The sequence below is a fragment of the Pseudomonas wenzhouensis genome, from assembly GCF_021029445.1.
Classification (GTDB): Bacteria; Pseudomonadota; Gammaproteobacteria; order Pseudomonadales; family Pseudomonadaceae; genus Aquipseudomonas; species Aquipseudomonas wenzhouensis.
Window position 1 is genome coordinate 3,713,184 of sequence record NZ_CP072610.1, and the last position, 24,079, is coordinate 3,737,262.

Annotated in this window: 30 protein-coding genes; 11 read left to right on the top strand and 19 right to left on the bottom strand. The window is 63.9% G+C overall.

Translation table 11 applies throughout. The features are described from left to right. Positions 1–147: 147 nt before the first annotated feature. Positions 148–1,095, top strand: coding sequence for an adenosine deaminase (locus J7655_RS17185; protein ID WP_230925474.1), 948 nt, complete (start codon positions 148–150; stop codon positions 1,093–1,095). Positions 1,096–1,201: 106 nt separating this feature from the next. Here the strand turns inward: J7655_RS17185 and J7655_RS17190 are convergent, their stop codons facing one another. The 5 genes from J7655_RS17190 to J7655_RS17210 form a co-directional block, all read right to left on the bottom strand. Continuing rightward, a complete protein-coding gene (locus J7655_RS17190) occupies positions 1,202–2,851 on the bottom strand; it encodes an acyl-CoA dehydrogenase family protein (RefSeq protein WP_230925475.1) in 1,650 nt (549 codons plus the stop codon). Further along, the gene (locus tag J7655_RS17195; RefSeq protein ID WP_230925476.1) at positions 2,848–3,486 is read right to left on the bottom strand and encodes a TetR/AcrR family transcriptional regulator; all 639 of its coding nucleotides are present in this window, start codon (positions 3,484–3,486) and stop codon (positions 2,848–2,850) included. The genes J7655_RS17190 and J7655_RS17195 overlap by 4 nt, the downstream gene beginning before the upstream one ends. A 118-nt stretch (positions 3,487–3,604) precedes the next feature. Next, on the bottom strand, positions 3,605–6,016 hold the full coding sequence (locus J7655_RS17200) for a hybrid sensor histidine kinase/response regulator (protein ID WP_230925477.1): 2,412 nt from the start codon (positions 6,014–6,016) through the stop codon (positions 3,605–3,607). Between the two features lie 311 nt (positions 6,017–6,327). Continuing rightward, entirely contained in the window at positions 6,328–7,095 is a 768-nt protein-coding gene (locus J7655_RS17205) for an ABC transporter ATP-binding protein (protein WP_230925478.1), read from the bottom strand. A gap of 178 nt (positions 7,096–7,273) precedes the next feature. Continuing rightward, the gene (locus J7655_RS17210; RefSeq protein WP_230925479.1) at positions 7,274–7,549 is read right to left on the bottom strand and encodes a hypothetical protein; all 276 of its coding nucleotides are present in this window, start codon (positions 7,547–7,549) and stop codon (positions 7,274–7,276) included. A 143-nt stretch (positions 7,550–7,692) separates the two neighbouring features. On the opposite strand from J7655_RS17210, the gene J7655_RS17215 reads away from it, so the two are divergent. The 6 genes from J7655_RS17215 to J7655_RS17240 all read left to right on the top strand — a co-directional run bounded on the left by J7655_RS17215 (position 7,693) and on the right by J7655_RS17240 (position 12,345). Continuing rightward, the gene (locus tag J7655_RS17215) at positions 7,693–8,490 is read left to right on the top strand and encodes a hydroxymethylpyrimidine/phosphomethylpyrimidine kinase (RefSeq protein WP_230925480.1); all 798 of its coding nucleotides are present in this window, start codon (positions 7,693–7,695) and stop codon (positions 8,488–8,490) included. Next, positions 8,487–9,107 (top strand): thiamine phosphate synthase, encoded by a 621-nt coding sequence (gene thiE / locus J7655_RS17220; RefSeq protein WP_230925481.1) that lies wholly within the window; start codon positions 8,487–8,489, stop codon positions 9,105–9,107. Before J7655_RS17215 ends, thiE begins: the two co-directional genes overlap by 4 nt. 14 nt (positions 9,108–9,121) lie before the next feature. Further along, positions 9,122–9,757 carry a PIN domain-containing protein gene (locus J7655_RS17225; RefSeq protein WP_230925482.1) on the top strand — a complete coding sequence of 212 codons (636 nt, stop codon included), beginning with the start codon at positions 9,122–9,124 and terminating at the stop codon, positions 9,755–9,757. A gap of 12 nt (positions 9,758–9,769) precedes the next feature. Continuing rightward, entirely contained in the window at positions 9,770–11,059 is a 1,290-nt protein-coding gene (hemL, locus tag J7655_RS17230) for a glutamate-1-semialdehyde 2,1-aminomutase (protein WP_230925483.1), read from the top strand. After that, positions 11,059–11,691 (top strand): DUF6962 family protein, encoded by a 633-nt coding sequence (locus tag J7655_RS17235; protein WP_230925484.1) that lies wholly within the window; start codon positions 11,059–11,061, stop codon positions 11,689–11,691. The genes hemL and J7655_RS17235 overlap by 1 nt, the downstream gene beginning before the upstream one ends. Before the next feature lie 105 nt (positions 11,692–11,796). Beyond that, entirely contained in the window at positions 11,797–12,345 is a 549-nt protein-coding gene (locus J7655_RS17240; protein WP_230925485.1) for a tetratricopeptide repeat protein, read from the top strand. A gap of 90 nt (positions 12,346–12,435) precedes the next feature. Here J7655_RS17240 and J7655_RS17245 read toward each other — a convergent pair whose 3' ends face one another. Next, positions 12,436–12,759: a DUF1820 family protein gene (locus J7655_RS17245; RefSeq protein WP_004424773.1), complete on the bottom strand. Its 324-nt coding sequence runs from the start codon at positions 12,757–12,759 to the stop codon at positions 12,436–12,438. Positions 12,760–12,928: 169 nt separating this feature from the next. Here J7655_RS17245 and miaB point away from each other — a divergent pair, with 169 nt between their 5' ends. The 4 genes from miaB to J7655_RS17265 all read left to right on the top strand — a co-directional run bounded on the left by miaB (position 12,929) and on the right by J7655_RS17265 (position 16,670). Further along, positions 12,929–14,272 (top strand): tRNA (N6-isopentenyl adenosine(37)-C2)-methylthiotransferase MiaB, encoded by a 1,344-nt coding sequence (gene miaB / locus J7655_RS17250; RefSeq protein WP_230925486.1) that lies wholly within the window; start codon positions 12,929–12,931, stop codon positions 14,270–14,272. An 87-nt stretch (positions 14,273–14,359) separates the two neighbouring features. After that, positions 14,360–15,352: a PhoH family protein gene (locus tag J7655_RS17255; protein WP_230925487.1), complete on the top strand. Its 993-nt coding sequence runs from the start codon at positions 14,360–14,362 to the stop codon at positions 15,350–15,352. Next, positions 15,345–15,824 carry an rRNA maturation RNase YbeY gene (ybeY, locus tag J7655_RS17260; RefSeq protein ID WP_230925488.1) on the top strand — a complete coding sequence of 160 codons (480 nt, stop codon included), beginning with the start codon at positions 15,345–15,347 and terminating at the stop codon, positions 15,822–15,824. The genes J7655_RS17255 and ybeY overlap by 8 nt, the downstream gene beginning before the upstream one ends. Before the next feature lie 6 nt (positions 15,825–15,830). After that, a complete protein-coding gene (locus J7655_RS17265) occupies positions 15,831–16,670 on the top strand; it encodes an HlyC/CorC family transporter (RefSeq protein WP_230925489.1) in 840 nt (279 codons plus the stop codon). A 283-nt stretch (positions 16,671–16,953) separates the two neighbouring features. Here the strand turns inward: J7655_RS17265 and J7655_RS17270 are convergent, their stop codons facing one another. The 13 genes from J7655_RS17270 to J7655_RS17330 are packed head-to-tail and all read right to left on the bottom strand — an operon-like array spanning position 16,954 to position 24,077. Beyond that, positions 16,954–17,322 (bottom strand): Mor transcription activator family protein, encoded by a 369-nt coding sequence (locus J7655_RS17270; RefSeq protein WP_230925490.1) that lies wholly within the window; start codon positions 17,320–17,322, stop codon positions 16,954–16,956. Beyond that, positions 17,319–17,867: a hypothetical protein gene (locus tag J7655_RS17275; RefSeq protein ID WP_179577071.1), complete on the bottom strand. Its 549-nt coding sequence runs from the start codon at positions 17,865–17,867 to the stop codon at positions 17,319–17,321. The genes J7655_RS17270 and J7655_RS17275 overlap by 4 nt, the downstream gene beginning before the upstream one ends. Continuing rightward, the gene (locus tag J7655_RS17280) at positions 17,867–18,433 is read right to left on the bottom strand and encodes a gp16 family protein (RefSeq protein WP_179577072.1); all 567 of its coding nucleotides are present in this window, start codon (positions 18,431–18,433) and stop codon (positions 17,867–17,869) included. Before J7655_RS17280 ends, J7655_RS17275 begins: the two co-directional genes overlap by 1 nt. Next, positions 18,433–18,654, bottom strand: a complete 222-nt coding sequence (locus J7655_RS17285) for a hypothetical protein (RefSeq protein WP_179577073.1) — start codon at positions 18,652–18,654, stop codon at positions 18,433–18,435. Before J7655_RS17285 ends, J7655_RS17280 begins: the two co-directional genes overlap by 1 nt. After that, a complete protein-coding gene (locus tag J7655_RS17290) occupies positions 18,651–18,896 on the bottom strand; it encodes a hypothetical protein (protein WP_179577074.1) in 246 nt (81 codons plus the stop codon). The genes J7655_RS17285 and J7655_RS17290 overlap by 4 nt, the downstream gene beginning before the upstream one ends. A gap of 1 nt (position 18,897) precedes the next feature. Beyond that, positions 18,898–19,272 (bottom strand): hypothetical protein, encoded by a 375-nt coding sequence (locus tag J7655_RS17295; protein ID WP_179577075.1) that lies wholly within the window; start codon positions 19,270–19,272, stop codon positions 18,898–18,900. 2 nt (positions 19,273–19,274) lie between these two features. Then, entirely contained in the window at positions 19,275–19,895 is a 621-nt protein-coding gene (locus J7655_RS17300; RefSeq protein ID WP_179577076.1) for a DUF3164 family protein, read from the bottom strand. Continuing rightward, the gene (locus J7655_RS17305) at positions 19,888–20,070 is read right to left on the bottom strand and encodes a hypothetical protein (protein ID WP_179577077.1); all 183 of its coding nucleotides are present in this window, start codon (positions 20,068–20,070) and stop codon (positions 19,888–19,890) included. The genes J7655_RS17300 and J7655_RS17305 overlap by 8 nt, the downstream gene beginning before the upstream one ends. After that, positions 20,070–20,324 carry a hypothetical protein gene (locus J7655_RS17310; RefSeq protein ID WP_024308348.1) on the bottom strand — a complete coding sequence of 85 codons (255 nt, stop codon included), beginning with the start codon at positions 20,322–20,324 and terminating at the stop codon, positions 20,070–20,072. The genes J7655_RS17305 and J7655_RS17310 overlap by 1 nt, the downstream gene beginning before the upstream one ends. Continuing rightward, positions 20,321–20,671, bottom strand: a complete 351-nt coding sequence (locus J7655_RS17315) for a hypothetical protein (RefSeq protein ID WP_125878660.1) — start codon at positions 20,669–20,671, stop codon at positions 20,321–20,323. The genes J7655_RS17310 and J7655_RS17315 overlap by 4 nt, the downstream gene beginning before the upstream one ends. Before the next feature lie 2 nt (positions 20,672–20,673). Next, a complete protein-coding gene (locus J7655_RS17320; protein ID WP_230925491.1) occupies positions 20,674–21,099 on the bottom strand; it encodes a host nuclease inhibitor protein in 426 nt (141 codons plus the stop codon). A 3-nt stretch (positions 21,100–21,102) separates the two neighbouring features. Further along, positions 21,103–22,302, bottom strand: coding sequence for an AAA family ATPase (locus J7655_RS17325; RefSeq protein ID WP_024308351.1), 1,200 nt, complete (start codon positions 22,300–22,302; stop codon positions 21,103–21,105). Next, the gene (locus J7655_RS17330) at positions 22,302–24,077 is read right to left on the bottom strand and encodes an integrase (RefSeq protein ID WP_230925492.1); all 1,776 of its coding nucleotides are present in this window, start codon (positions 24,075–24,077) and stop codon (positions 22,302–22,304) included. The genes J7655_RS17325 and J7655_RS17330 overlap by 1 nt, the downstream gene beginning before the upstream one ends. Between the last annotated feature and the right edge of the window lie 2 nt (positions 24,078–24,079).

A 24,079-nucleotide genomic window follows, 5' to 3' on the forward strand; every position in this document is an offset into this window, starting at 1 on the left:
GCCGGGCAGGCAAGCGCAATGCTTGTCTTCGACGCCTGAAAGCTCGCGCGACAGCATGGGGAGGTGCCCATGCTGTCGCGCGGTAGAGCACGATCCTGTCCCAGCGGTTAAACTTTGCCGCACCTCAGCCTCATACGAGAACCGACCATGCCCGAATGGCTCAACGCCCTGCCCAAGGCCGAACTGCATCTGCACCTGGAAGGCTCGCTGGAGCCTGAACTGCTGTTCGCCCTGGCCGAACGCAACCAGATCGCTCTACCCTGGGCCGATGTCGAGACCCTGCGCGCGGCCTATGCCTTCAACAACCTGCAGGAGTTTCTCGACCTGTACTACGCCGGCGCCAACGTGCTGCGTACCGAGCAGGACTTCTATGACCTGACCTGGGCCTACCTGCAACGCTGCAAGGCGCAGAACGTCATCCACGTCGAACCCTTCTTCGACCCGCAGACCCACACCGACCGTGGCATTCCCTTCGAGGTGGTGCTGCGCGGCATCCAGCAGGCGCTGCGCGACGGCGAGCGACAGCTGGGCATCAGCCATGGTCTGATCCTCAGCTTCCTGCGTCACCTGCCCGAAGAAGAGGCGTTCAAGACCCTGGAACAGGCCATGCCGTTTCGCGATGCCTTTATCGGTGTCGGCCTCGACAGCTCGGAAAAAGGCTTTCCGCCGCGCCTGTTCGAGCGGGTTTTCGCCAAGGCCCGCAGCGAAGGCCTACATGCCGTCGCACACGCCGGCGAGGAAGGCCCGCCCGCGTACATCTGGGAAGCGCTGGATCTGCTCAAGGTCAAGCGCATCGACCACGGCGTACGTGCCATCGAGGACGAGCGGCTGATGCAGCGCATCATCGACGAGCAGATTCCGCTGACCGTCTGCCCATTGTCGAACATCAAGCTGTGCGTGTTCGAGCACATGGGCCAGCACAACATCCTCGAGATGCTCGAGCGGGGTGTGAAGGTGACGGTGAACTCGGACGACCCGGCCTACTTCGGCGGCTATGTCGGGGAGAACTTCGCAGCCCTGCACGAGCACCTGGGCATGACCGAAGACCAGGCCAGACGCCTGGCACAGAACAGCCTGGACGCCCGCCTGGTCTGAGGGCTGCGAGGCTCGTCACTGCGGCGTAGTGACGAGCCTCTTGCGCTTCCGCGGCGCATGACGAACAGGGCGACCAACAGCCTATCTGCTGACGCTCATGCCGGCATCACAACAGATGCGGCATGCTACGCGCCAGCAGTGCCTCGACGTCGACACCACGCGGCAGGGTGCCATAAACCCGGCCACGGCCTTCCAGGCGGCTGCCGATAAAGGCGTCGCTGACCACACTATTGTCCGCCTCCAGCAGCAACTTGGCCTGCAGTGCCACAGCCATGTCTTCGGTGAGCTGGCGGGCGCGGTACTGGATGTCGGCGGTGTCGCTGAAATCGGTTTTCAGTCTCTGAATATGCGCCTTCAGCCGTGCATCACCGTGGCCGTCGCCCAGCTCGCTGAACAGCGCATCGAGCACGCCCGGCTCCTTGGACAGGGCACGCAACACGTCCAGGCACTGTACGTTGCCCGAGCCTTCCCAGATCGAGTTGACCGGCGCTTCGCGGTACAGGCGCGGCAGGATGGTTTCCTCGACGTAACCGGCGCCGCCCATGCATTCGCTGGCCTCATACACCATTTCCGGGGCGCGCTTGCAGATCCAGTACTTGCCCACGGCGGTGACCAGCCGGGCGAATTTGTCTTCCTGCGCATCATGCGCGTGGTCGAGCGCGCGGCCCATGCGCATGCACAGCGCCAGCGCGGCTTCGCTTTCCAGCGCCAGGTCGGCCAGCACGTTCTGCATCAGCGGCTGGTCGGCCAGTCGCTTGCCACCGACCTGGCGATGCGCGCAGTGGTGCGCGGCCTGGGTCAGCGCCTGGCGCATCAGGCTGCTGGAGCCGACCATGCAGTCGAAACGGGTCATCGCCACCATCTCGATGATGGTCGGCACGCCGCGCCCTTCTTCGCCGAGCATCCAGGCGAAGGCGCCACGGTACTCCACCTCGCTGGAGGCGTTGGCCCAGTTGCCCAGCTTGTTCTTCAGGCGCTGGATGTAGAACGCGTTACGCGTGCCGTCCGGGCGGTGACGCGGCAGCAGGAAGCACGACAAGCCCTTGTCGGTGTAGGCCAGGGTCAGGAAGGCATCGCACATCGGCGCCGAGCAGAACCATTTGTGGCCGACCAGCTCGTAGCCCTGCCCAGGCCCGCCGAGGCCGATGGGGTAGGCGCGGGTGGTGTTTGCACGCACGTCGGTGCCGCCCTGCTTTTCGGTCATGGCCATGCCGATGGTGACGCCGGCTTTCTGCTCCATCGGCAGGTTGCGTGGGTCGTATTCGCTGGCGAGGATCTTCGGCAGCCACTGCTCGGCCACATTGGGCTGCAGACGGATGGCCGGCACGGCGGCGAAGGTCATGGTCAGCGGGCAACCGCTGGCGGCTTCAGCCTGGCTGTGCAGGTAGGTGAGGCCGGCGCGGGCAACATGCGCGCCGGCACGCGGGTCGATCCAGGGTAGTGAGGGCAAGCCATGTTCGACGGCCGTGCGCATCAGTTCGTGATAGGCCGGATGGAACTCCACCAGGTCGATGCGGTTGCCATAGCGGTCATGGCTCTTGAATACCGGCTTGTTCTCGTTGGCGAGAAAACCGGCCTGCATCAGCGCGCCACCGGCCAGCGCACCGTAGGCACTCAGGCGCTCATCCGCCCAGGCGCCGTCGTAACGGCGAATCCACTCCTGCAACGGCAGGTCGAGACGATAGAGGTTGGCGCCATCCAGGCTCGGCACCTGGTTGAACACTTCATGGGTTTCGGCGTGCAGGCTGGGTTTCATCGCGTGGATTCCTCGGCGCCAACGGCGCGCAGGCAGAAGGTAGCAAGGCTGGCACTGACCTGTGCCAGTTCCAGGGCAGGTCGTCCCGCTTCACGAGCAGCACGGGCCGGTGGCGAAAGAAGCCCGACCAGCGCCTCGGCGATGGCACCGACCAGGCAGGCTGCGGTCAGGCTGATCTGCTCGAGGCGAAACTCGCCGGCCGCGACGCCCTCCTGCAGCAGATCGATGAACAGTTCGGCGTAGGCTTCGCGATAGAGCAGGCGCTGCTCGTCGACTTCCGGGTCGACCGGCTCGGCGATCAGCGCAAAGGCCAGGCGGCTGTGCCAGGCGCGTGCAGCGAACTGCTCGAGGCCGATGCGCAGGCGCTCACTGGCGCTACCGGGGCCACGCAAGGCAGCAGCCAGGGCATCCACCTCACGCTGACTGGCACTGGCGAAGACCTCGGCCGCCAGCTCGCCCTTGCTGCGAAAATGGCGGTACAGACTGCCGGTGGCGATGCCGACATCATCAGCCAGCGCCTGCATGGTCAGGGCGGCGAAACCACCCTCGGCTACACGCCGCAGGGCACAGTCGAGAATGCGCTGACGCTGTGCCTGGTCGCGGTCGAGTCGCGCTTCGGTGATGCGATAAGCCATGGTCTGAATCCTGATTCACTGCATTAAAGTGAATCAGGATTCAGACCATGGCTAAAGGGACGAATCGGCCAAATCTGCCGCTGAATCGGGAGCGAAACGCACAGCAGCCGGCCGCTGCTCAGACCGGCGCAACGCCACCGTCAAGCGTTGCCGGGCGGCACAGCACCCAGTCATGCAGTAGCACGCGCAACTCCTCGAACTTCACCGGCTTGGCCAGGTAATCGCTCATGCCGGCAGCCAGGCAGCGCTCACGATCACCACTGTGGCTGTGCGCAGTAATCGCCAGCACCGGTAAGTCACTGCACCCGGGTAGCGCACGGATCGCCCGACAGGTGGCGAAACCGTCCATCACCGGCATCTGGCAGTCCAGCAGCACGGCATCGACGCGTTCGCTGCGCAGCAACTGCAGCGCCTCGGCGCCGTTGTCAGCCGTGCGCACGCGGTAGCCGAGCTTGAGCAGCATGCCGCGCGTCACCAACTGGTTGATCGCATTATCCTCGACAATCAGCACCGTGCATTGCTGCGCCTGACGTTGCGCCGCCGCGCTGGATGCCCGCAATGATCGGGCAGGCGAAGCCGGCGGCTGCGCCGGCAGGGTCAGTGGTAGGTTGAGGCTGAAGCGGCTGCCGACGCCCGATTGTGACTCGTGGCCGAGGCTGCCGCCGAGCAGATCGACCAGATACCGGCAGATCGCCAGACCGATCCCCAAACCACCGTACTTGCGCGTCATCGAGCCATCGAGCTGGTGGAAGCGCTGATACAGGTCACCCTCGCCCTGCTCGAAACCGATGCCAGTATCGCTGACCATAATGCTCAGCGGCAGACAGCCGCCCACGCTGGCAGCACTGCTGACACGCAGGGTCACCCCGCCTTCGTGGGTGAACTTGATGGCATTGTCCAACAGGTAACCCAGTGCCTGAGCGAGCTTGCCGGCGTCGCCTTCGAGGGTGTCGGGCAGACTTTCATCAAACTCCAGGGTGAAGGTCAGCCCCTTGTCTTCGGCGCGGGCGGCATGGTGGACACGCAAACCATCGAACAGACCGCGCAGGCTGAACACCTCTCGCCGCGGATAGAGCTTGCCGGCCTGCAATTCGGTCAGCACGAGGATGTCGTTGACCATGCGCATCATGTCGCGCGCCGAGGCGGCAGCGGTCTTCTGGTACTGCTCCAGTTCGATATCCATCTTCACCGTCTGCATCAGCTCCAGCGAACCGATCACCCCGTTCATCGGCGTACGCAGTTCGTGGGTGACGGTGGCGAGGAACTCATCCTTGAAGCGGTTGCTGTCGGCCAGCTCCTGGTTGAGCGACTCGAGCTTGCGTCCGGCCTCCTGGAGGATGCGCGTGCGCTCCTCCTTCATGGCGTTGATGCGGTCGGCCAGCGCCAGCGACAGCAGACCTACCTCCAGCGCCGAGCCGATCTGGCTGGCGTACATGGTGAGGAAGACGTTGGGCAGATACCCCAGCACCATCAGCGTGTTGACGATGCCGCCGATGAGAAAGGCGCTCCAGGCGAAAATGAAATAACGCGCCACACGCATGCCACGCAGCCAGGCGAGCACGCCCGCGGCGAAGATGACCACGGTGAACAGCAGCGCGAGATAGGTCGCCAGACGCAGCGCGGTGGCATAGCTGACGCTCAGCGCCAGGATCATCACCGCAGCACCGCAGACCATGAGCAAGAGCAACAGGCGGTCGATCCAGGGGCTGTGCTCGGCCGTATGCAGGAAGCTGCGCGCGAACTGGCAGCCGAACAGCGCCGCCGAACCGATCAGAAAGGGTGTGGCGGCGTTGGCCCACCAGGGGCTGTCAGGCCAGAAATACTCGATGCCGGCGCCATTGACCGAGACCTGATACAGCCCGAACGAGGCGATGTAGAGGATGTAATAGAGGTAACTGGTGTCGCGCACGCTGAGGAAGATGAACAGGTTGTACACCAGCATCACCAGCAACACGCCATAGATGATCCCGAGCACATAGATGCGCCCGGGCTGCGCTTCCAGATAGGCGTTGGGCGACCACAATGTCAGCGGCGCCTGGATAGACCCCTGGCTTTCCAGGCGCAGGTAGATACGCTTGCTCTGGTTCGGCTGCACATTCAGCTCAAACAGGTAGTTGTTCTGGCGGATCTGCCGGCTGTCGAACGGCAGCGCATCCCCCGTGCGCTGCGCCAGGGCGAAACCGCCATCGGCATCCGGGAGATAGAGTTCGAGATGATCGAGCGGTGGATAGGCCAACTCCAGCAGCCAGTTGCGCGGTCCTTCGGCCTGCTGTGGCAGATAGTGCAGATCGAGTCGCAACCAGAACACCGACCGCGAATAACCGGCATTGAGCACCGGCTTGTCATGCAGACGAAAACTGCCCTGCACGGCCGGCGAATCGACATCATCGATGCTGGCATCGCCGCGCACGTCCTCGAAGACGTACATGCCCTGTCCCAACGGCAGCGCACGGACATGTTCGTCGAAAGTCACGGCGCCCGCGAGCGAGGAAAAAACGAGGCTCAACAACAACAGGAGCAGCCGGTACATAGATCCCCACAGCCCTGTCGCACGACATCGGGACCCCATATCCCTTCGATGATGTCGTCACGCACGGCAGACTTATATTCGAATCCCCCTACTCTAGGGACTGTTGGGGCGCTTTTCCAGATTCGGACGGCAGTTTAGGCAGTGCTTCACCGATGGCCTCGGTCAGATACTGCAGGGAAAACACGCGGCCATAGATCCGGGTCGAAGGCATCGCGGCGAGGCGAACAGCTACAACTGCAAAAGCGCGAAGCTGTGCTCGGCATAAGCAGGCATCGCCCATGGTTCGAACGAATCAAGATCGGCCGCCATGCTCAGACCACCACAGCAATCTTGCGGGCGCTGCCGGGCTGTTCGATCAGTTCGATATCGATGTCGTAGAGCTGGCTGAGCAACGGCCCACTGAGCAACTCGTCCGGGCTGCCATCGAAGAAGATCCGCCCCTGCTTGAGCGCAATCACCCGGTCGGCATGCCGAGCGGTGAGGTTGATGTCGTGCAGGATGGCGACGATGCCGCGACCGCTGTCACGGTTGAGCTGACGCAGCAGGCCCATCAGCTCGTACTGATGAGCCAGGTCCAGCGCTGAGGTCGGCTCATCGAGCAACAGCAGTGGTGATTGCTGAGCCAGCAGCATGGCGATCCAGGCGCGCTGGCGCTCACCGCCGGAGAGACTGTCGGCCAGATGCTCGGCGTAATGGGCGACATCGGTCTGCGCCAGCGCCTCATCGACGGCCGCGTGATCCTCGGCGCGCCAGCGACCCAGCAGGCCACGCCAGGGAAAGCGCCCCAGACGCACCAGCTCGCGTACGGTCAGGCCGGCGACGTCGGGCAAATGCTGCGGCAGAAAGACCACACGCCGGGCGAAGTCACGGGCGGAAAAATCGGCCAGGGTACACCCGTCCAGCTGCAGCGAACCCTGGGTCGGCTCCAGCTGTCGTGCCAGCAGGTTCATCAGAGTCGATTTGCCCGAGCCATTGTGGCCGAGGATCACCGTAAAGCGATCGCCTTCGAGATGCAGCTCGTCCAGAGCCAGTGTCACCCGCTCACCACGACGCACCTCGATATCACGCAATGTCAGCATGCCAGCTCCTTGGGCAGGCCAATCGGTGCCCGGCGATAGCCGACACGCCAGGGCAGGCTGGGACGAATCACATCAAGCGGATGGAGATCTTGCATCGCGGTGAACCCGGACGACGACGGCAGTGACGGAGGACGAATTTAATCATCGACACGCAGATGCATCAAATTATCATTCGCCATTAAAGACTCAGATCGCGCGGGGTTTGTGCACCAATAACGGGAACAATGAAGGTGGCCGCCGCGCCCAGCAACAAGCCGGCCAGAGTGCCGTCGCGAGTGTTGCCCTGCTGGCTCGCGCGGCGTCCCCACCACAACGCCAAGGCGGCCACGGCGCCGGACAACGCATAGACGAAGCCGGCAGCCATCTCGCTGTTCCAGTGCGGGAACAGCGCCATCACCACCAGGCTGACCAGCGCCAGCGCGGCCATCATGATCAGGCAGGTACGTAGCGCCATCTGAGGTAATCGGGCATGGCAGCAGGGCTGCGCATGAGGCCATTTCCAGATCAGCCAATCCCCATACGGACGTGAATCAGAAAGACTACCAAGCGGCATGCCATGCAGCGACCGACGGGCGGTTAGTGATAAGCTCGCGCACCATGAAAACGCCAAACTTCCGCCCCGTAGTGCTGTGCATGTCCGGTCACGACCCCAGTGGTGGTGCTGGTCTGCAAGCCGATATCGAAGCCCTGCTGGCCCAAGGCTGTCACGCCGCCCCGACGGTGACCGCCCTGACCGTGCAGGATACCGTCAACGTTTCCGACTTCCGCGTGCTCGACCACGACTGGGTGCTGGCCCAGGCACGCGCGGTGATCGCCGACATGCCGGTGGCCGCCGTCAAGCTGGGCATGCTCGGCTCGGTGGGCATGGTCGACACCGTACTTGAGGTAATGAGCCAGTTACCCGGCGTACCACTGGTCTGCGACCCGGTGCTGCGCGCCGGCGGTGGCGGCTCGCTGGGCAAGGACGACGTCGGTTATGCCATGCGCGAGCGCCTGTTCGCCGTGTCCACCATCGCCACGCCGAACCTGCCGGAAGCGCGTATCCTCGCTGAACTGCCGGACGGCAGCGCTGACGAATGCGCCGAGAAGCTGCTGCCGTTCATCGAGCACCTGCTGATCACCGGCGGCCACGGCGACGAAGCCGAAGTGCACAACCGCCTGTACTGCCGTGACGGCAGCCGCCACACCTTCACCTGCGCCCGCCTGCCCGGCAGCTACCATGGCTCCGGCTGCACCCTGGCCAGCACCCTGGCCGGACGCCTGGCCCTGGGTGAGGAGCTGGTCAGCGCGGTACGCAGCGCCCTCGACTACACCTGGCGCACCCTGCGTGATGCCGAGCAACCCGGCCACGGCCAGTACGTGCCACGCCGCCTGCCGCTGGATTACGGCCAATGAGCCTGCGCGGCCTCTACGCCATCACCGATACGCCGCTGCTGGCAGGCGGCAAGCTGCTGCCCTACGCCGAAGCCGCGCTGATCGGCGGTGCACGGCTGCTGCAGTACCGCGATAAATCCGGCGATACTGTGCGCCGCTTCGATGAAGCCCAGGCGCTGGCCGAACTGTGCCAGCGCCATGGCGCCACGCTGATCATCAACGATGACCTGGAGCTGGCCGCGCGCCTGGGCGTCGGCCTGCACCTGGGCCAGAGCGACGGATCGCTGGCCGCCGCCCGCGCCCATCTCGGCACTGATGCCGTGATCGGCGGCACCTGCCACGCCCAGTTTGAGCTGGCCGAACGCGCCGTCGCCGAAGGCGCCAGTTACATCGCCTTCGGCCGTTTTTTCAACTCCAACACCAAACCTGGCGCCCCGGCTGCCACCCTGGAGCTGCTGGGTCAGGCCCGCACGCACTTTGCCCAGCCCATCGTCGCCATCGGTGGCGTGACCCTGGATACCGCACCCGACCTGATCGCCCGTGGCGCCAGCATGGTCGCCGTGATCCACGCCCTGTTCGCCGCGGACTCCGCCCAAGAGGTGGAAGACCACGCCCGCGCCTTTGCCGCGCTGTTCTGACGCGAAGGATCGCCATGGCTAATAAGTACGCATTTATCGATCTGGAAAATATCCAGCCTGCCTCCTTGCAAAAGCTCAAAAACGAGAACTACCAATTGAAGGTATTCGTAGGCGCCAACCAAGCGAAGATTAGTGTCGAGCTAGCCGAGGAAATCCAACAATTTGGCGAGAACGCCCAATACATTCGCTTGCAGAATAGTGGCAAAAACGCGCTCGACTTCCATATCGCCTTCTACTTGGGGCAACTGTCCAAAGACGAAATCGGATGCCAGTTTTTGGTCATATCCAAAGACACTGGCTATGACCCACTGCTGAAGCATATGCGTGATCTGGGAATCAAAGCGAACCGCAGCGCCGCTGCAGTCAATGCACCAACGCCCCCCACCCAGCCCACGCCGCCCAGGAACAGCGCCAGCCAAAAAACACCTGCCCAAATGACTATGGCCGAACGGATCAAGTTCGCCAGACACTATCTACAAAAAGCAGGTAAAGCCAAGCCGGCCAAACGCAAGACCCTGGCCACCGCCCTGGCGTCGATTTTTCAAAAGAAACTCAGTGACCTCATGATCGATGACCTGATCCATGAACTCTGCAAACAAGGTGTCGTGATCGACAACCAAGGCTCGATCACCTACAAGCTAAACGCTTAGAAGGAACCCGTCATGTCCCGCTCCGAAATCCTCTTCGCCAACGCCCAGAAACATATCCCCGGCGGTGTCAACTCGCCGGTGCGCGCCTTCCGCAGCGTTGGCGGCACGCCGCTGTTCTTCAAGCATGCCGAAGGCGCCTACGTGGTGGACGAAGACGACAAGCGCTATGTCGACTACGTCGGTTCCTGGGGCCCGATGATCCTCGGCCACAGCCATCCGGACGTGCTCGACTCGGTGCGTCGCCAGCTGCAGCACGGCCTGTCCTACGGCGCGCCGACCGCGCTGGAAACCGAAATGGCCGAGTTGGTCTGCTCGCTGGTGCCGTCGATGGAGATGGTGCGCATGGTCAGCTCCGGCACCGAGGCGACCATGAGTGCCATCCGTCTGGCCCGTGGTTTTACCGGCCGCGACAGCATCATCAAGTTCGAGGGCTGCTACCACGGTCACTCCGACAGCCTGCTGGTCAAGGCCGGCTCCGGCGCCCTGACCCAGGGCGTGCCGAACTCCGCTGGCGTGCCGGCAGCCTTCGCCAAACACACCCTGACCCTGCCGTTCAACGACATCGACGCCGTGGCCGAGTGCCTGGCGCAGGTTGGCCAGGAAGTCGCCTGCATCATCGTCGAGCCGGTGGCTGGCAACATGAACTGCGTACCACCGGCGCCGGGCTTCCTCGAAGGCCTGCGCGAGCAGTGCGACAAGCATGGCGTGGTGCTGATCTTCGACGAAGTGATGACCGGTTTCCGCGTCGCCCTCGGCGGCGCACAGGCGCACTACGGCGTCACCCCGGACCTGACCACTTTCGGCAAGATCATCGGCGGCGGCATGCCGGTGGGCTGCTTCGGCGGCAAGCGCGCGATCATGGAGTGCATCGCCCCACTCGGCCCGGTCTACCAGGCCGGCACCCTGTCGGGTAACCCGCTGGCCATGGCCGCCGGCCTGACCACGCTGAAGCTGATCAGCCGCCCGGGCTTCCACAGCGAGCTGACCGACTACACCACGCGCATGCTCGATGGCCTGCAGCAGCGCGCCGATGCCGCCGGCATCCCCTTCGTCACCACCCAGGCGGGCGGTATGTTCGGCCTGTATTTCAGCGGCGCCGACGATATCGTCACCTTCGCCGACGTGATGGCCAGCGACAGCACGCGCTTCAACCGCTTCTTCCACCTGATGCTGGACGGCGGTGTGTACCTGGCTCCGAGCGCCTTCGAAGCCGGTTTCACCTCCATCGCCCATGGCGACAAGGAGCTGGACATCACCTTCGCCGCCGCCGAGCTCGCCTTCGCCGAGTTGAAAAAAGCCTGATGCAGTACAGCACCGCCTTCAGTGATGCGTTGCTGGCCCTGGCCTGCGCTGCCTGTGTGTGGCTGATCGGCCGGGCACGCGGTCGCTACGGCGAGGGCGATCAGCCGGCGCTGTTCTGCGCCCTGCTCGGCTTCCTGCTGCCGGCTGCGGCGGCCAGCGTCGGCGTGATTCGCTACGGCTTCGACCCAAGCTGGCAGGCCGCGCACCTGTGGCTGTCGCAGGCCAGCAGCTTTCTTGGCCTGCCCCTGCTCGGCGCCGCAGCACTGGCACTGGGCCGTGGCTGGGCCTGGAGCCGGCCGAACTGGGGACGCATCCTGCTGGGCCTGTGCGCCTTCTTCGAGCTGTTCCGGCAGATGAATCACCTGGACGACTACCGCCTGGCGCTGAATCTGGCCACGCTGGTGCTGATCCTCTATGCCGGTATCGTGCAGTGGCCACGCCGCGCGCCAGTGCTAGTCGCTGCCACGGTAGTAGGCCTGTTTCTGCTGGCCGGTGTGGCGGTGGGCACCGAGGGCGTGATCGGCCCACTGCGCCGTATCGACCTGTTCCATGTGCTGCTGACGCCGGCTTATCCGCTGCTGGCCTGGCTGCTGCTGAGCCTGCCAGGTAGCGCGAAGCGACAGACCGGGTAAAGCCTTTGTAACAAGCGCGCGGTTATTCCATAATGCGCCGGTCGGCGCGCTCTGCGCCGACCGGGCACGTCACCCGCCCTGAACTGCCGAGGCCCTGTTATCCAGATGAACCGCACCGGCCGCACCCTGTCCCTGGGCTGCCTGTTGCTCTTTCTCCCGCTGTTTGCATTCGCAGGCGGCAATTCTCTGCTGATTCCCGCCAGCGGCAGCTGCACGCTGAATGTTCCCACTGAAGAAATGCCCGACGCCCTGGCTGGCTGTCAGGAGATGGCGCGTGCCGGCAACATGCAGGCGGCCTATGAACTGGGCGAGTACTACTACGATGGCAAACGCACGCCGCGTGATTTCAAACAGGCACTGACCTGGTTCGAGCGCGCCTCGCTGCAGGGCCATGCCGAAGCCCAATTGCGCCTCGGCACCATGTTCTTTCGTGGTGAAGGCGTACCGGCCAACAACGTGCAGGCCTACATCGTCCTGAAGATGGCCTCGGTCAATGGCTCCGACGAAGCCATGGACAGCGCCGACCTGGTGTCGGCGCAGATGCGCCGCGATGAACTGGAAATCGCCAGCCAGGTGCTGGGGCAGATCTTCCGCAGCTATCTGTTGGAGCTGCAGACCGCCGAAGGTCGCTCGCCCTTCGCGCCGCTGCCCTGACCCGTAGGGTGGGCTTCAGCCCACCAAATATACCGCCGGTGGGCTGAAGCGGAACGCCGCCCGGCCCACCCTACAGCTGTAACCTTACGCTTACTTGTCCGGCATCGGCATGGGGAATGGCATCACGTTGCCGCCGCCCTTGGCTTCGCTGATCTTCGCCGTGCCCAGGCGCTCGACCTCGTCGATGCGGATGATCGCGTGCATCGGCACGAAGCTGCGCACCACGCCCTCGAACTGTGCCTTGAGTTTCTCCTCGCTGGGGTCGACCACCAGTTGGCTGCGCTCGCCGAAGACGAACTCTTCAACCTCCAGAAAGCCCCACAGATCGCTCTGAAAGATCTGCTTGGCATACATCTCGTATACCTGGCCCTGGTTGAGAAAAATCACCTTGTAGATGGGATCACGCTTGCTCATGGAGATTCGAAGTCAGGAAAAACGGGGCGAGCAGAATAGCACAGCGCCGCACACGTAGCCCGGATGCAATCCGGGGATAGGCGATGACGCGCTTGCTCATGGCCTGTAGCCTGCCGCCTGCCGCTCCCCTATAATGCGCGGTCATTTTTTAAACACCTCAGACAGTGCCATGACCAAGAAGCTCTATATCGAAACCCACGGTTGCCAAATGAACGAGTACGACAGCTCGCGCATGGTCGACCTGCTGGGCGAGCATCAGGCCCTGGAGGTCACGGAAAAGCCCGAAGACGCCGACGTGATCCTGCTCAATACCTGCTCGATCCGTGAGAAGGCGCAGGACAAGGTGTTCTCCCAGCTCGGCCGCTGGCGCGAGCTGAAACTGGCCAACCCGGATCTGGTGATCGGCGTCGGCGGCTGCGTGGCCAGCCAGGAAGGCGCGGCGATTCGTGATCGCGCGCCCTACGTCGACGTGGTATTCGGCCCGCAGACCCTGCACCGCCTGCCGGAAATGATCGACGCCGCGCGCACCACCAAGACCGCGCAGGTCGACATCAGCTTCCCCGAGATCGAGAAATTCGACCGCCTGCCCGAGCCGCGCGTCGACGGCCCCAGCGCCTTCGTCTCGGTGATGGAAGGCTGCAGCAAGTACTGCACCTTCTGCGTGGTGCCCTACACCCGCGGCGAGGAAGTCAGCCGCCCGCTGCTCGACGTGCTGATGGAAATCACCTCCCTGACCGAGAAGGGCGTGAAGGAAGTCACCCTGCTCGGACAGAACGTCAACGGCTATCGTGGGCAAGCGCCGGACGGCCATATCGCCGACTTCGCCGAGCTGCTGCATGCCGTGGCCGCCCTCGACGGTATCGAGCGTATCCGCTACACCACCAGCCACCCGCTGGAGTTCTCCGACGCCATCATCGCCGCTCACGCCGAGATTCCGCAGCTGGTGAAATACCTGCACCTGCCGGTGCAGTCCGGCTCGGATCGCATCCTCGCGGCGATGAAGCGCAACCACACCGCGCTGGAATACAAGTCGCGCATCCGCAAACTACGCGCGGCGGTGCCGGACATCCTGATCAGCTCGGACTTTATCGTCGGCTTCCCAGGGGAAACGGAAAAAGATTTCGAGCAGACCATGAAGCTGATCGAGGACGTCGGTTTCGACTTCTCCTTCTCCTTTATCTACAGCTCGCGCCCCGGCACGCCGGCCGCCGATCTGGTCGACGACACCCCGGAAGAAGTGAAGAAGCAGCGCCTGGCCCTGCTGCAGCACCGCATCAACCAGAACGGCTTCGAGAACAGCCGGCGTATGGTCGGCACGGTGCAGCGCATTCTGGTCAGCGACTACTCGAAGAAGGACCCGGGCATGCTCCAGGGCCGCACCGAGCAGAACCGCATCGTCAACTTCCGTTGTGACAATCCGCGCCTGATCGGCCAGTTCGTCGACGTGCACATCGACAACGCCCTGCCGCATTCGCTGCGCGGCACCCTGCTGGATGCTGCCCCCCTCCACTAACGTCGCGGGCGCCCAGACTTTGCGTTGTCGGCGCCCGGCGTTATGCTGCGTTTCCATCTTAAGACACGTGACGATCACACCATCACCTTGAACGCCTCCCAAGAACCTCATCGTTTCACCCTCGAACCTTTCGAGGCCCGCCGTTTCGCCAACCTCTGCGGCCAGTTCGACGAGCACCTGCGCCTGATCGAAGAGCGCCTCGGCCTGGAAATCCGCAATCGTGGCAACCAGTTCGAGATGCTCGGCGCCGCCGACAAGACCCAGGCCGCCGAAACTCTGCTGCGCAAGCTGTACCGCGAAACCAAGGCCACCGAACTGTCGCCGGACCTGGTGCACCTGTATCTGCAGGAATCCGGCGTTGAGGAGCTGGTCAACCCCAGCAACCTGCCGCAGGTGACCCTGCACACCAAAAAGGGCGTGATCAAGCCGCGCGGCGCCAACCAGCAGCGCTACGTCAAGGCGATCCTCGACAACGACATCAACTTCGGCATCGGCCCGGCCGGCACCGGCAAGACCTACCTGGCCGTGGCCTGTGCGGTGGACGCGCTGGAGCGCGAGCAGGTGCGACGCATCCTGCTGGTTCGCCCGGCGGTCGAGGCCGGCGAGAAGCTCGGCTTCCTGCCCGGCGACCTGGCGCAGAAGATCGACCCCTACCTGCGCCCGCTGTACGACGCGCTCTATGAAATGCTCGGCTTCGAACACGTCGCCAAGCTGATCGAGAAACAGGTGATCGAGATCGCACCGCTGGCGTACATGCGCGGCCGCACGCTTAACAACAGCTTCATCATTCTCGACGAGAGTCAGAACACCACCGTCGAGCAGATGAAGATGTTCCTCACCCGTATCGGTTTCGGCTCCACTGCCGTGATCACCGGCGACATCACCCAGGTCGACCTGCCACGCGGCACCAAGAGCGGCCTGGCGCATGTGATCGAGGTACTGCGTGACGTACCCGGCATCAGCTTCACCCACTTCAAGCCCAAGGACGTGGTGCGCCACCCGCTGGTACAGCGCATCGTCGAAGCCTACGAGCGCCACGACGCACGCCTGAACGGCAAGGGCGACGGCAACGATGCTTGAGCTCGACCTGCAACTGGCCACTGACGGCCAGCATCCGGATGAGGCCCAATTGCGCCGCTGGTGCGAACTGGCCCTGCGCCAGCGCACGGCCGATTCCGAGCTGACCATTCGCCTGGTCGACGAAGCCGAAGGTCGCGAGCTGAACCACACCTGGCGGCACAAGGACTACGCCACCAACGTGCTGTCCTTCCCCGCCGAGATTCCCGATGGGATTCTCGACATCCCGCTGCTGGGCGATCTGGTGATCTGCGTGCCGGTAGTCGAGCGCGAAGCAGCCGAGCAAGGCAAGGCACTGGAGGCGCACTGGGCGCACCTGGTGATCCACGGCTGCCTGCACCTGCTGGGCTATGACCATATCGAGGACGACGAAGCCCTCGAGATGGAAGATCTGGAACGACAATTGCTCGCCGAATTGGGTCATCCCGACCCGTATGCCGGCGATGAACCGCCTAATGAAAAGGATCCCGAGTAAAACGCCATGAGCGAAGACCGATCGAGCAACGAGCAAAAGTCCTGGTTCAACAAGCTGACCCAGGCTTTTGCTCATGAGCCGAGAAACCGCCAGGAGCTGCTGGAAGTCCTGCGCGAAGCCCACCAGAACAAGCTGCTCGACACCGAGGCGCTGGCCATCGTCGAAGGCGCCATCCAGGTCGCCGACCTGCAGGTACGCGACATCATGGTGCCGCGCTCGCAGGTGATCAGTATCAAGGCCACGCAGACGCCGCAGGAGTTTCTCCCTGCGATCATCGAGGCTGCGCACTCGCGCTACCCGGTGATCGGCGAAAGCCTCGATGACGTCATTGGCATCCTCCTGGCCAAGGATCTGTTGCCGCTGGTGCTGCAGGGCGAGCAGCCCAACTTCAACATCAAGGATCTGCTGCGCCCGGCTACCTTCGTGCCAGAATCCAAGCGCCTCAACGTGCTGCTGCGCGAGTTCCGTGCCAACCACAACCACATGGCCGTGGTGATCGACGAATACGGCGGCGTCGCCGGCCTGGTGACCATCGAGGACGTGCTCGAGCAGATCGTCGGCGATATCGAAGATGAGCACGACGTCGAGGAAGACAGCTACATCAAGCCGCTGCCCTCCGGCGACTACCTGATCAAGGCGCTGACGCCCATCGACAGCTTCAACGAAGCCTTCGACAGCCAGTTCTCCGACGACGAGTACGACACCGTCGGCGGCCTGGTGATGAACGCCTTCGGCCATCTGCCCAAGCGCAATGAAGTCACCGAGATCGGCGACTTTCGCTTCCGCATACTCAACGCCGACAGCCGCCGCATCCACCTGCTGCGCCTGACGCCGATCAGCCGCTGATGGCAGAGATCCGGGGATGGCTGGCGAGCCTCCCCGGATTGCATCCGGGCATGGCTCTGTACGAAAAGTCGCCGAGCGATGGTCAGGCAAGGCGAAAGCACTCGAAGAAGCGCAGTTTACGTATTGTAAATGAGCATTCTGAGAGGGGTTTCAACGCTGTGCAGGCTTGAGAAAAATAACACAGGGAAAGCGCGATAAAGGCGGGATATAAAGGAACGAAGGGGAAAATAGCGGGATGGGGTTTGTAACAGTGTTGCCGTAGGTGAAACGGCGGCGACCTGGGTTACAGGCCGTCGCCGAAGTCGATTTTGTGCTGGTCGCGGTCGAACTTCCTGTCCTGCGTCCGCTTGAGCAGCTTGTAGATCGCATTCTCTGTCATGTCGTACTCAACGGCCAGCGCGTGGTGGTTGCGGCCGTTGAACTTGCCCAGGATCTCCAGATCCCGCTGGGTGATCCGCCAGCGGAAATCCTTCGGAAATGTCACGCACGAACCGGCCCAGGTGTTCGAAAGATGCTCAACCACCGCCGCGCCGGCCTGCTCGGCGATCTTCGCGTCGACACCGTGCTCAGAAACCACAGCCGCGACGTGGTCGGCGATATCGCTGAGTAGTTCGTGGCGCTTCTCCGCCATCGCTGTGGGCTTGGTGCTCATGCGTTCCCCCTTGCCGCCTGAATGCGGCGATCGGCTTCCTCTTCATCTATTAGGCCCAGGCGGCGATCGGCTTCGATGCGGCCGAGGGCGTCCTGCAGGATCTGTTGAGTGGTGGCAGCCGCGCGGGCCGGCTTGGCCGGCGCGGTTGCTTGAACCTGTACGGGATCGCTGGCGATGCCGTAGACCACCGTGCGCAGATAGTTGTGGTTATCCAGCGGCAGCGACAGGCGATCACGGGCGATCAGCATCTGCTCGATGCCGGCCGTCCAGATCCTGGGCGGCGCCGGCTTGGAATCGTTGGTGCGGGCGTCCTTTTGCACCGTGCCGGCATTGACCAGGTCGAGCAGCTCTTCCACCAGCTTGATCGCTCTGGTCATGCGCAGGCCGCGCTTGGCCGGGCTGAACAGGCGCAGGTAGTTGAGTACCGCCCGGCCCAGCTTCGGATCGAGGCCGGCGAGCATTGCCGCCAGCTTCTTGCCGTCCGCGTCTGCGAAGCCGGCCTCGATCGGAAACTGCTCGCCGCAGCAAGGGCATTGCAGCTGCATCAGTCGCCCTCCTGCGCGTTGACCGCCGCATTCAGGGCATCCACCAGGGCCTTGAGGATTGGACGCTGCCTGCGCCACCCCTCGGGCAGTTCTTCCAAACCCTCCAGGCGTTCTGGAGTGTCCACCCCGAGGCGCTTGCACAGGGTTTCCACCTGGTCGAGCAGTTGGCGCTTCTCCTGCTCGACGTGCAGCGCGGCGATCAGGGCGTCGAGCTGCTCGGCCTTCTTCAGCCACGCCACCTTCTCGACCTTGAACATCTGCCGGGCCAGCGCGTCGGCATAGGCCCAAGGCAGGCGCATGTCAGCGAGCTGGGCCTCGATCTTGTCGATACGCGGCCCGAGCTGCTGGGCGTTGTGCGGTTTGCCCTTGGCCTTGCTGCTGGGCTGCGGCTTGAACCCGAGCCGCTCCAGCTCGACCATCAGGCGCCCGACCTGGCGGGTGTTCAGGTCTTTTGCCGACTCGACGCCCGCCACGCGGCGCAGCAGCGCGCGATAGCTGTCGTCGTCCATGCCCAACTGGCCCTTGGCGATGTGGATCTTGCTGAGTACGCCTTTCGAGATAGACATCACGCCTCCCGGCCAACGATCAGCCAGCGGCTCATGCCCGGCTTATCGCCGGGTTTGAGGTCGATGCGTTCGACGTGGTCGAGCTGCTCGCCGAACAGCTTGACGCCCAGGTGGCGCACGGCCTCGTCCTCGGAGTGGCTGCAGCTGGCGCGCTGGCTGCGCACGGTGTTGGTCTGGTAGGCACCCATGTAGTACTTCACGGTGCATTCGAGGTTCTTCATTGCAGAACCTCCGGCGCCAGATCGTCGTTGTCCTCGAAGTCCTCCTTGAGGATCAGCAGTGACTCGTCGGAAGCTGCCTCGATGACCTCGCGGAAGCTCTCGAACTCCTTGCCAGTTACGGGATGGTGCGAGGGAGCCCCCATCGCATGCTTGGTCGCAGTTCTTGCCCAGCGCGGCATGGCCTGGAAGCTGCGATCCAGGCGGTCAATCAGGCGCGCGCGGTCTTCGGTAGATAGTGCCATGTCAGACCTCCCACTTAATAAGGTGGCCAGCGAAGGTCTGGCCGTGGGTTGCGGTGAAATACTCGAAGAAGTCGGCTTCATTGGCGAAACCGTCGGCCACGGCCAGCCGGCGGACATCCAGACGGCTGAGCGTGGAGATGATGTCGCCGGTCTGAACGCGAACGCGCCGGGCGGCCAGATCCATGGCGATTGGATAAACCGCCGTGCAGGGTGCGGTGCGCAGGAGGCGGCAGTTGCGGGTGCGCATGCCGGTGTACAGCTGCAGTTGCTCGCCACGGCGTGGCGGGCGGCGCTTGCCGCATGCGCGGATGGTCTGGCGCTTGGTGCCGTCCTCTACCGAGGGCGCGAACCGGGCCATGAAGTTGTAGGCAACCATGGTCACACCTTCGCAATGTCGAGGCTGATGGGCTCGTACCGGTCGGTATCACCGACGCGCTCGTACACTCGGACGTAGGAGCTGGTGGTGACGACGGTGACGGCGTCGCTGATGGCCTGCATGGCGCGAATCCAGCGCTCGTCTGTGATCTCCAGGCGGCGCAGTGCCAGGACGCTGCCGGTGCGGATGTTGCCGGCCTGGTCGACTTTGAAGGCGTCGTTGATCAGGGTGATGATCTCGGGGCGCGAGCCCTTCACCCACTCCTGCAGGCACTCGTCGATCAACGCCTTGGCGCCCTGCAGGCGTTCGTCAAAGCGGATGTTGTCCGCCTTGGCCCGCACCACCTTGAATCGGCCGTCGTAGCTGAACAGCGTGACGTTGCCCTTGGTACCGCCCAGCTTTGCGCCGTACTCGTCGGCCGCGACAGCCACCAGGGCGTCAACCTCACCGAACACCTTGGCCTTGAAGTCGACCAGCGCCTGGTTGAGTTCCTGGGTCTTGCCGACGATGGCCATCACCAGCTCGTCGCGCATCAGGTCGAGCGGCTTGATCATGGATTCAGGTACGTGACGGCCCTGGGCGTCGAGGCGAAAGCCTTCAGGGACTTGGATTTGGTCAGCCATGGGTTTCTTCCTCGGCTTGTTGGGTATTGATTTCGAGTTCGGCCTGTACCGCCTCGCGGAAGCGGCATATCTCGTCGTTGAGCTTGTGGCCACCGATGGTCGGATAGGCCGAGGCGTAGCCGGCGCTGCGTTTGAGCAGCTCCAGGGCTTCGCGCAGGCGTGCTTCGAGGTTCATCAATGCACCCTCCCGTCAGCGGGCTTGAGGTTGGCGCGGTAGGCCTGGGTGAACTGCTCGACCTGGCGCATGACCAGCGCTTTATCGCCGGCCATGTGGGCCTCGCACATCACAGCGATCTGAGCGCAGAGCAGATTGCTGGCCTGGGTGAGGTGGTGCAGCGCGAGCGACAGCTGGTTGTAGCGATCATCCATGCGCTGCATGGACTCCCGCATCTCTGTCAGCTCCTGCTGCAGTTGTTCGGCCTGGCTCATGACTGCAGCCCCTTTGCCGGCGTCAGCCAGCAGACTTGGCAGCCGCCGAGGCGGACGCAGTTGATGGTGTGGACGCCTTTGGTGCTCCAGCTCGGGCTGCGCCATTCGTGCTTGAACGATGCGGCGAGCTGATCGGAGTCCTCGGCTTTGATGAAGATCTTGGCGTCGAGCGGCGATGCGGCCTCGATGCGCACGCCAGCCGCGCGCAGGCGGCGGGTCATGTCGTTGAGGGCGCGGAGCTTGTCGGCCAGTTCCGGGGTCAGCACGGTGCATATCGGTAGCGCGTGCTGGATGGAGATCTCGGCGGCGATCTTGGCGCTGAGTGGGATTACGTTCGGAGCGCGCATGGTCATTCCTCCTCGTCGCTGGCCGGGGCGGTGCGTTCGATGGACAGCGGGAACTTCTCGAACTGCTGCTCGGCAATCGCCAAGGCGAAGCGCCAGCCTTTTAGCATCGCGCCCTGCAGGACGATGGGATTGGCATCAGCCTCGCCGAGGCGGATCTCAGTGCCCTCTACCGCCTGCTGCAACTTGCTGAGGTTGCCAATGCGGTGCTGGTGCCACTCGATCAGCGGCTTAGCCAGGTCGAGCTGCGCTTCCTGGGCCCCAGCGGTATGGGCTTCGTCCTCGAAGGCGATCAGCGGCTCCAGTAGCACTTGCTTCTCCAGATCGGCCTGCAGCAGCAGGTTGCCCTGGTCGAACGGCCCGCCGACCAGGCTCCAGGCCGAGGCGTACACCTGAGCCTGCTCCATGATTTGTTCGATGGTGATGGCCATGGCTCACACCTCCGCAATGATGTCCGCCGACAGGCGGGTGGCGCCGACCAGGGCGGCCTGGTTGAAGGCAGCGGCCAGCATGTTGTGCACGGCCAGCGGGTACAGCACCGAGCCGTTCTCCTTGGAGCCGGTGCCGGTCAGCTTGCTGCGCAGGGCTTCGATGGCCGGTTCGTCCATCACCTCTTCCAGCGGTTTGTTGACCAGCTTGAAGCGGTGCTTGAGGTAGTCGCCCAGGTGCTGGTCGAGCGGGTTGAGCTTCACCACCTCGCAGCGCTGCACCACCTCGCGCACGTCGGCGCGCTTCTCGCTGAGCTTGTTGGCCAGCTCGCTCTGGCCGATCAGCACGATGCTGAGCAGCTTCTCGAAGCCGTCCTCCAGCTCGAAGAAGCGCTTGAGGTGCTTGAGGGTCGGCACCGGGATGGCGTGCGCCTCCTCGATCACCAGGACGTGGCGGTTGCCCATGCGGTGCGACTCGCGCAGCACGTTGTGCACGGCGCGGTACCGGGCATCCAGGCCGCGCGGCATCTTGCTGCCGGGGCTTACGGTGGCCAGGATGGCCTCGCAGATGTGCATAGCCTTTAGGGTCTTGCCCTTGAAGTCGTCGTCTTCCATGCCGATGACGTAGGGCTCGATGACGATCACCGGCTTGTCTTCAGTGCGCAGGCGTTCGTGCAGATCCTTGCGGATGGTGGACTTACCCGAGCCGGACTCGCCCAGGATCGCCAGGAACACGCCGTAGCGCGTGACCTGGTAGAGGCTTTCGCGCACGTAGCGGATATCCGGCGAGACGAACAGATCAGCGCTGGTGCGCGGGTCTGCGAACGGGTCGCCGAACATGCCGAAGTGCTGGCGTGCCTGCTGTGTCAGTTTGGTTGCGCGTAGTAGCATTGTGTCGGGCTCCTCGATTGGCTTCTTGGGATTGCGGTGCTCAGGCCGTTGGGCGTTGCAGCGCCCAGCGGCCACCTTGGTGTTCTGCTCCTGGTTCTCCTCCTCTTCGAAAATGCCCACCAGCTGCATGCCGGTGACGTTGAAACTCTCCAGCCAGGCGACGATGCGCGCCTTCAAGTCCTCCTGCGGGATGGTCTTGGGCCACATGCTGTGGTTGATCAGCTGGGAAATGGTCGGGCGGCTCAGGCCCAACTCGCGGGCCAGGTCGGCCTGGCCCAGGTTGTGGTAGCGCAGCAGTGCTTTGAGCTTGAGCATCACGCACCTCCTACGACAGAAAGGGTTGGTCGGCGGGTGAAGGCGGCGCGCAGGCTGGCCTCGACGCTATCGAGGGCTTCTTCCTGGATGCCGGCCGGGTGGTGCTGGCTCAGCCAGGCGTAGTGCTCCGGGCTCCAGTCGGTGAAGCGCCCCTGCAGGCGCTTGGCAGCGGCGAAGATGCTGAGCGGCGGCGCGACGACGGTAGGCGCGGCCAGTTCGTGCTCAGTGCCACGGCGCGGCATGAAGGTGGGCAGCTGGGCATCGTCGATGTGCTTATAGGGCTGCAGCTGGCCACCGAACGGGATGGCCTTGGCCTTGCGGGCCGCTGCCACGTCTTCCTCGGTGTCGGCGCCCATGGCCAGCTTGGCGGCCTCCTTGCGTGCCACCTGGGCCGGGGTGTCGGCCATGCGCTTGAAGGCTTCGCCGATCACCGGGGCGGTTACGTCGAAGCCCAGCTCGTTGCGTTCGACCACCGGCACGACGTAGTACACCTCGTGGCCGTGGGCATCGACGGTCACCACCTGGGCGGCCTGATCGTTCCAGGGGTTGCGGGTGACCATGATCTTGTCGCCGACCATGACATCCGGCACCACCGATACGTCGAACTCGCGGCCCTGGAAGCTGACGCGCATCTTGGTGTTGACCTTGCGGCTCTCGGGCTCGGCCACGGCCAGCTGGCGGCAGACTTCGACGCTGGGCACCTTGATCAGCTGTTCCTGGCGGATGGTCAGCCACACGTCGGTGCGCGACTTGCCGTGGCGGCTGTGCTTGGCGGTGGCGTTGAAGTGCATGCGCCACTTGGCTGCCAGGGCGTTCAGCTCGTCCAGGTCAGCCACCGGCTGGAAGCGCAGGCCAGCCTCGAACTTGCGCTCGATGATGTTCCGCGCGTTCTCCACCTGGCCGGTGACGCGAGCAGCACCAGGTGCGTGGACGATCATCTGAATGCCCAGGCTGCGGCAGAGGTTCTTGGTCATGCCGGCGGTGTTGGCTGAGCCTGGGTCCATCATCAGACCGAAGGGCCGGCCGTGCATGACGTCGGCGCCGCCGCGTTCCTGCATAGCGTTGATCAGCACGCTGTTGAGGTTTTCGCCGCTCTCGGCGCCCATCACGTACTGGAGGTAGATCCAGCCGCTGGCGTGGTCGGTGATTTCATACGACCAGACGCGATCGGCAGCGATGCGCGCGAGGTTCTTCGGCTTGTTCTTGTAGAACTGGTCGGCCTCCATCACGCGCAGGCCGTTGGCGTTCTTCTCGGCGGTGGGCTTGAGGTAGTAGAGAACGCACAGCGAGGCGTCCACCTGCCAGATGTGGTTGGGGTGCAGGCTCTGCAGCTCGGTCACCGGCGCCGGGGCTAGCAGCTGGTCAGGGTGCAGCTTGTAGGCATACAGGGCGCGGCTGATGGCGCTGAGCGACATCGGCCGGATCTCGCCGCTGACCTTGTCGACGGCTTCGGCGCGGATCATGCCGCTGGCGCGCAGCGCTTCGACGGCATCACCCAGGGAATAGAGGCGCTTTTCGTTGCGGCGGGCGGACTCGATCAAGGTGGCGCTGATGGTCAGCGCCTCCTCGCGGGTGAGCGCGCTCTGGCCGGCATCAGCGCGGCGTTTACGGGGAGCAGCGGCCACGGTCACTTCCTCCAGTTTGCGGTATAGGGTTGCCAGGCTCAGGCCCAGCTCCTGCGCCGCAGCCCGGCACAGGGCGGTACGCTGGCCGCGCGCTGCGCGTTGCAGCGAGCGGTCCAGGTCGACCAGGCGTTGGGTAATGACGGCGCTCATGG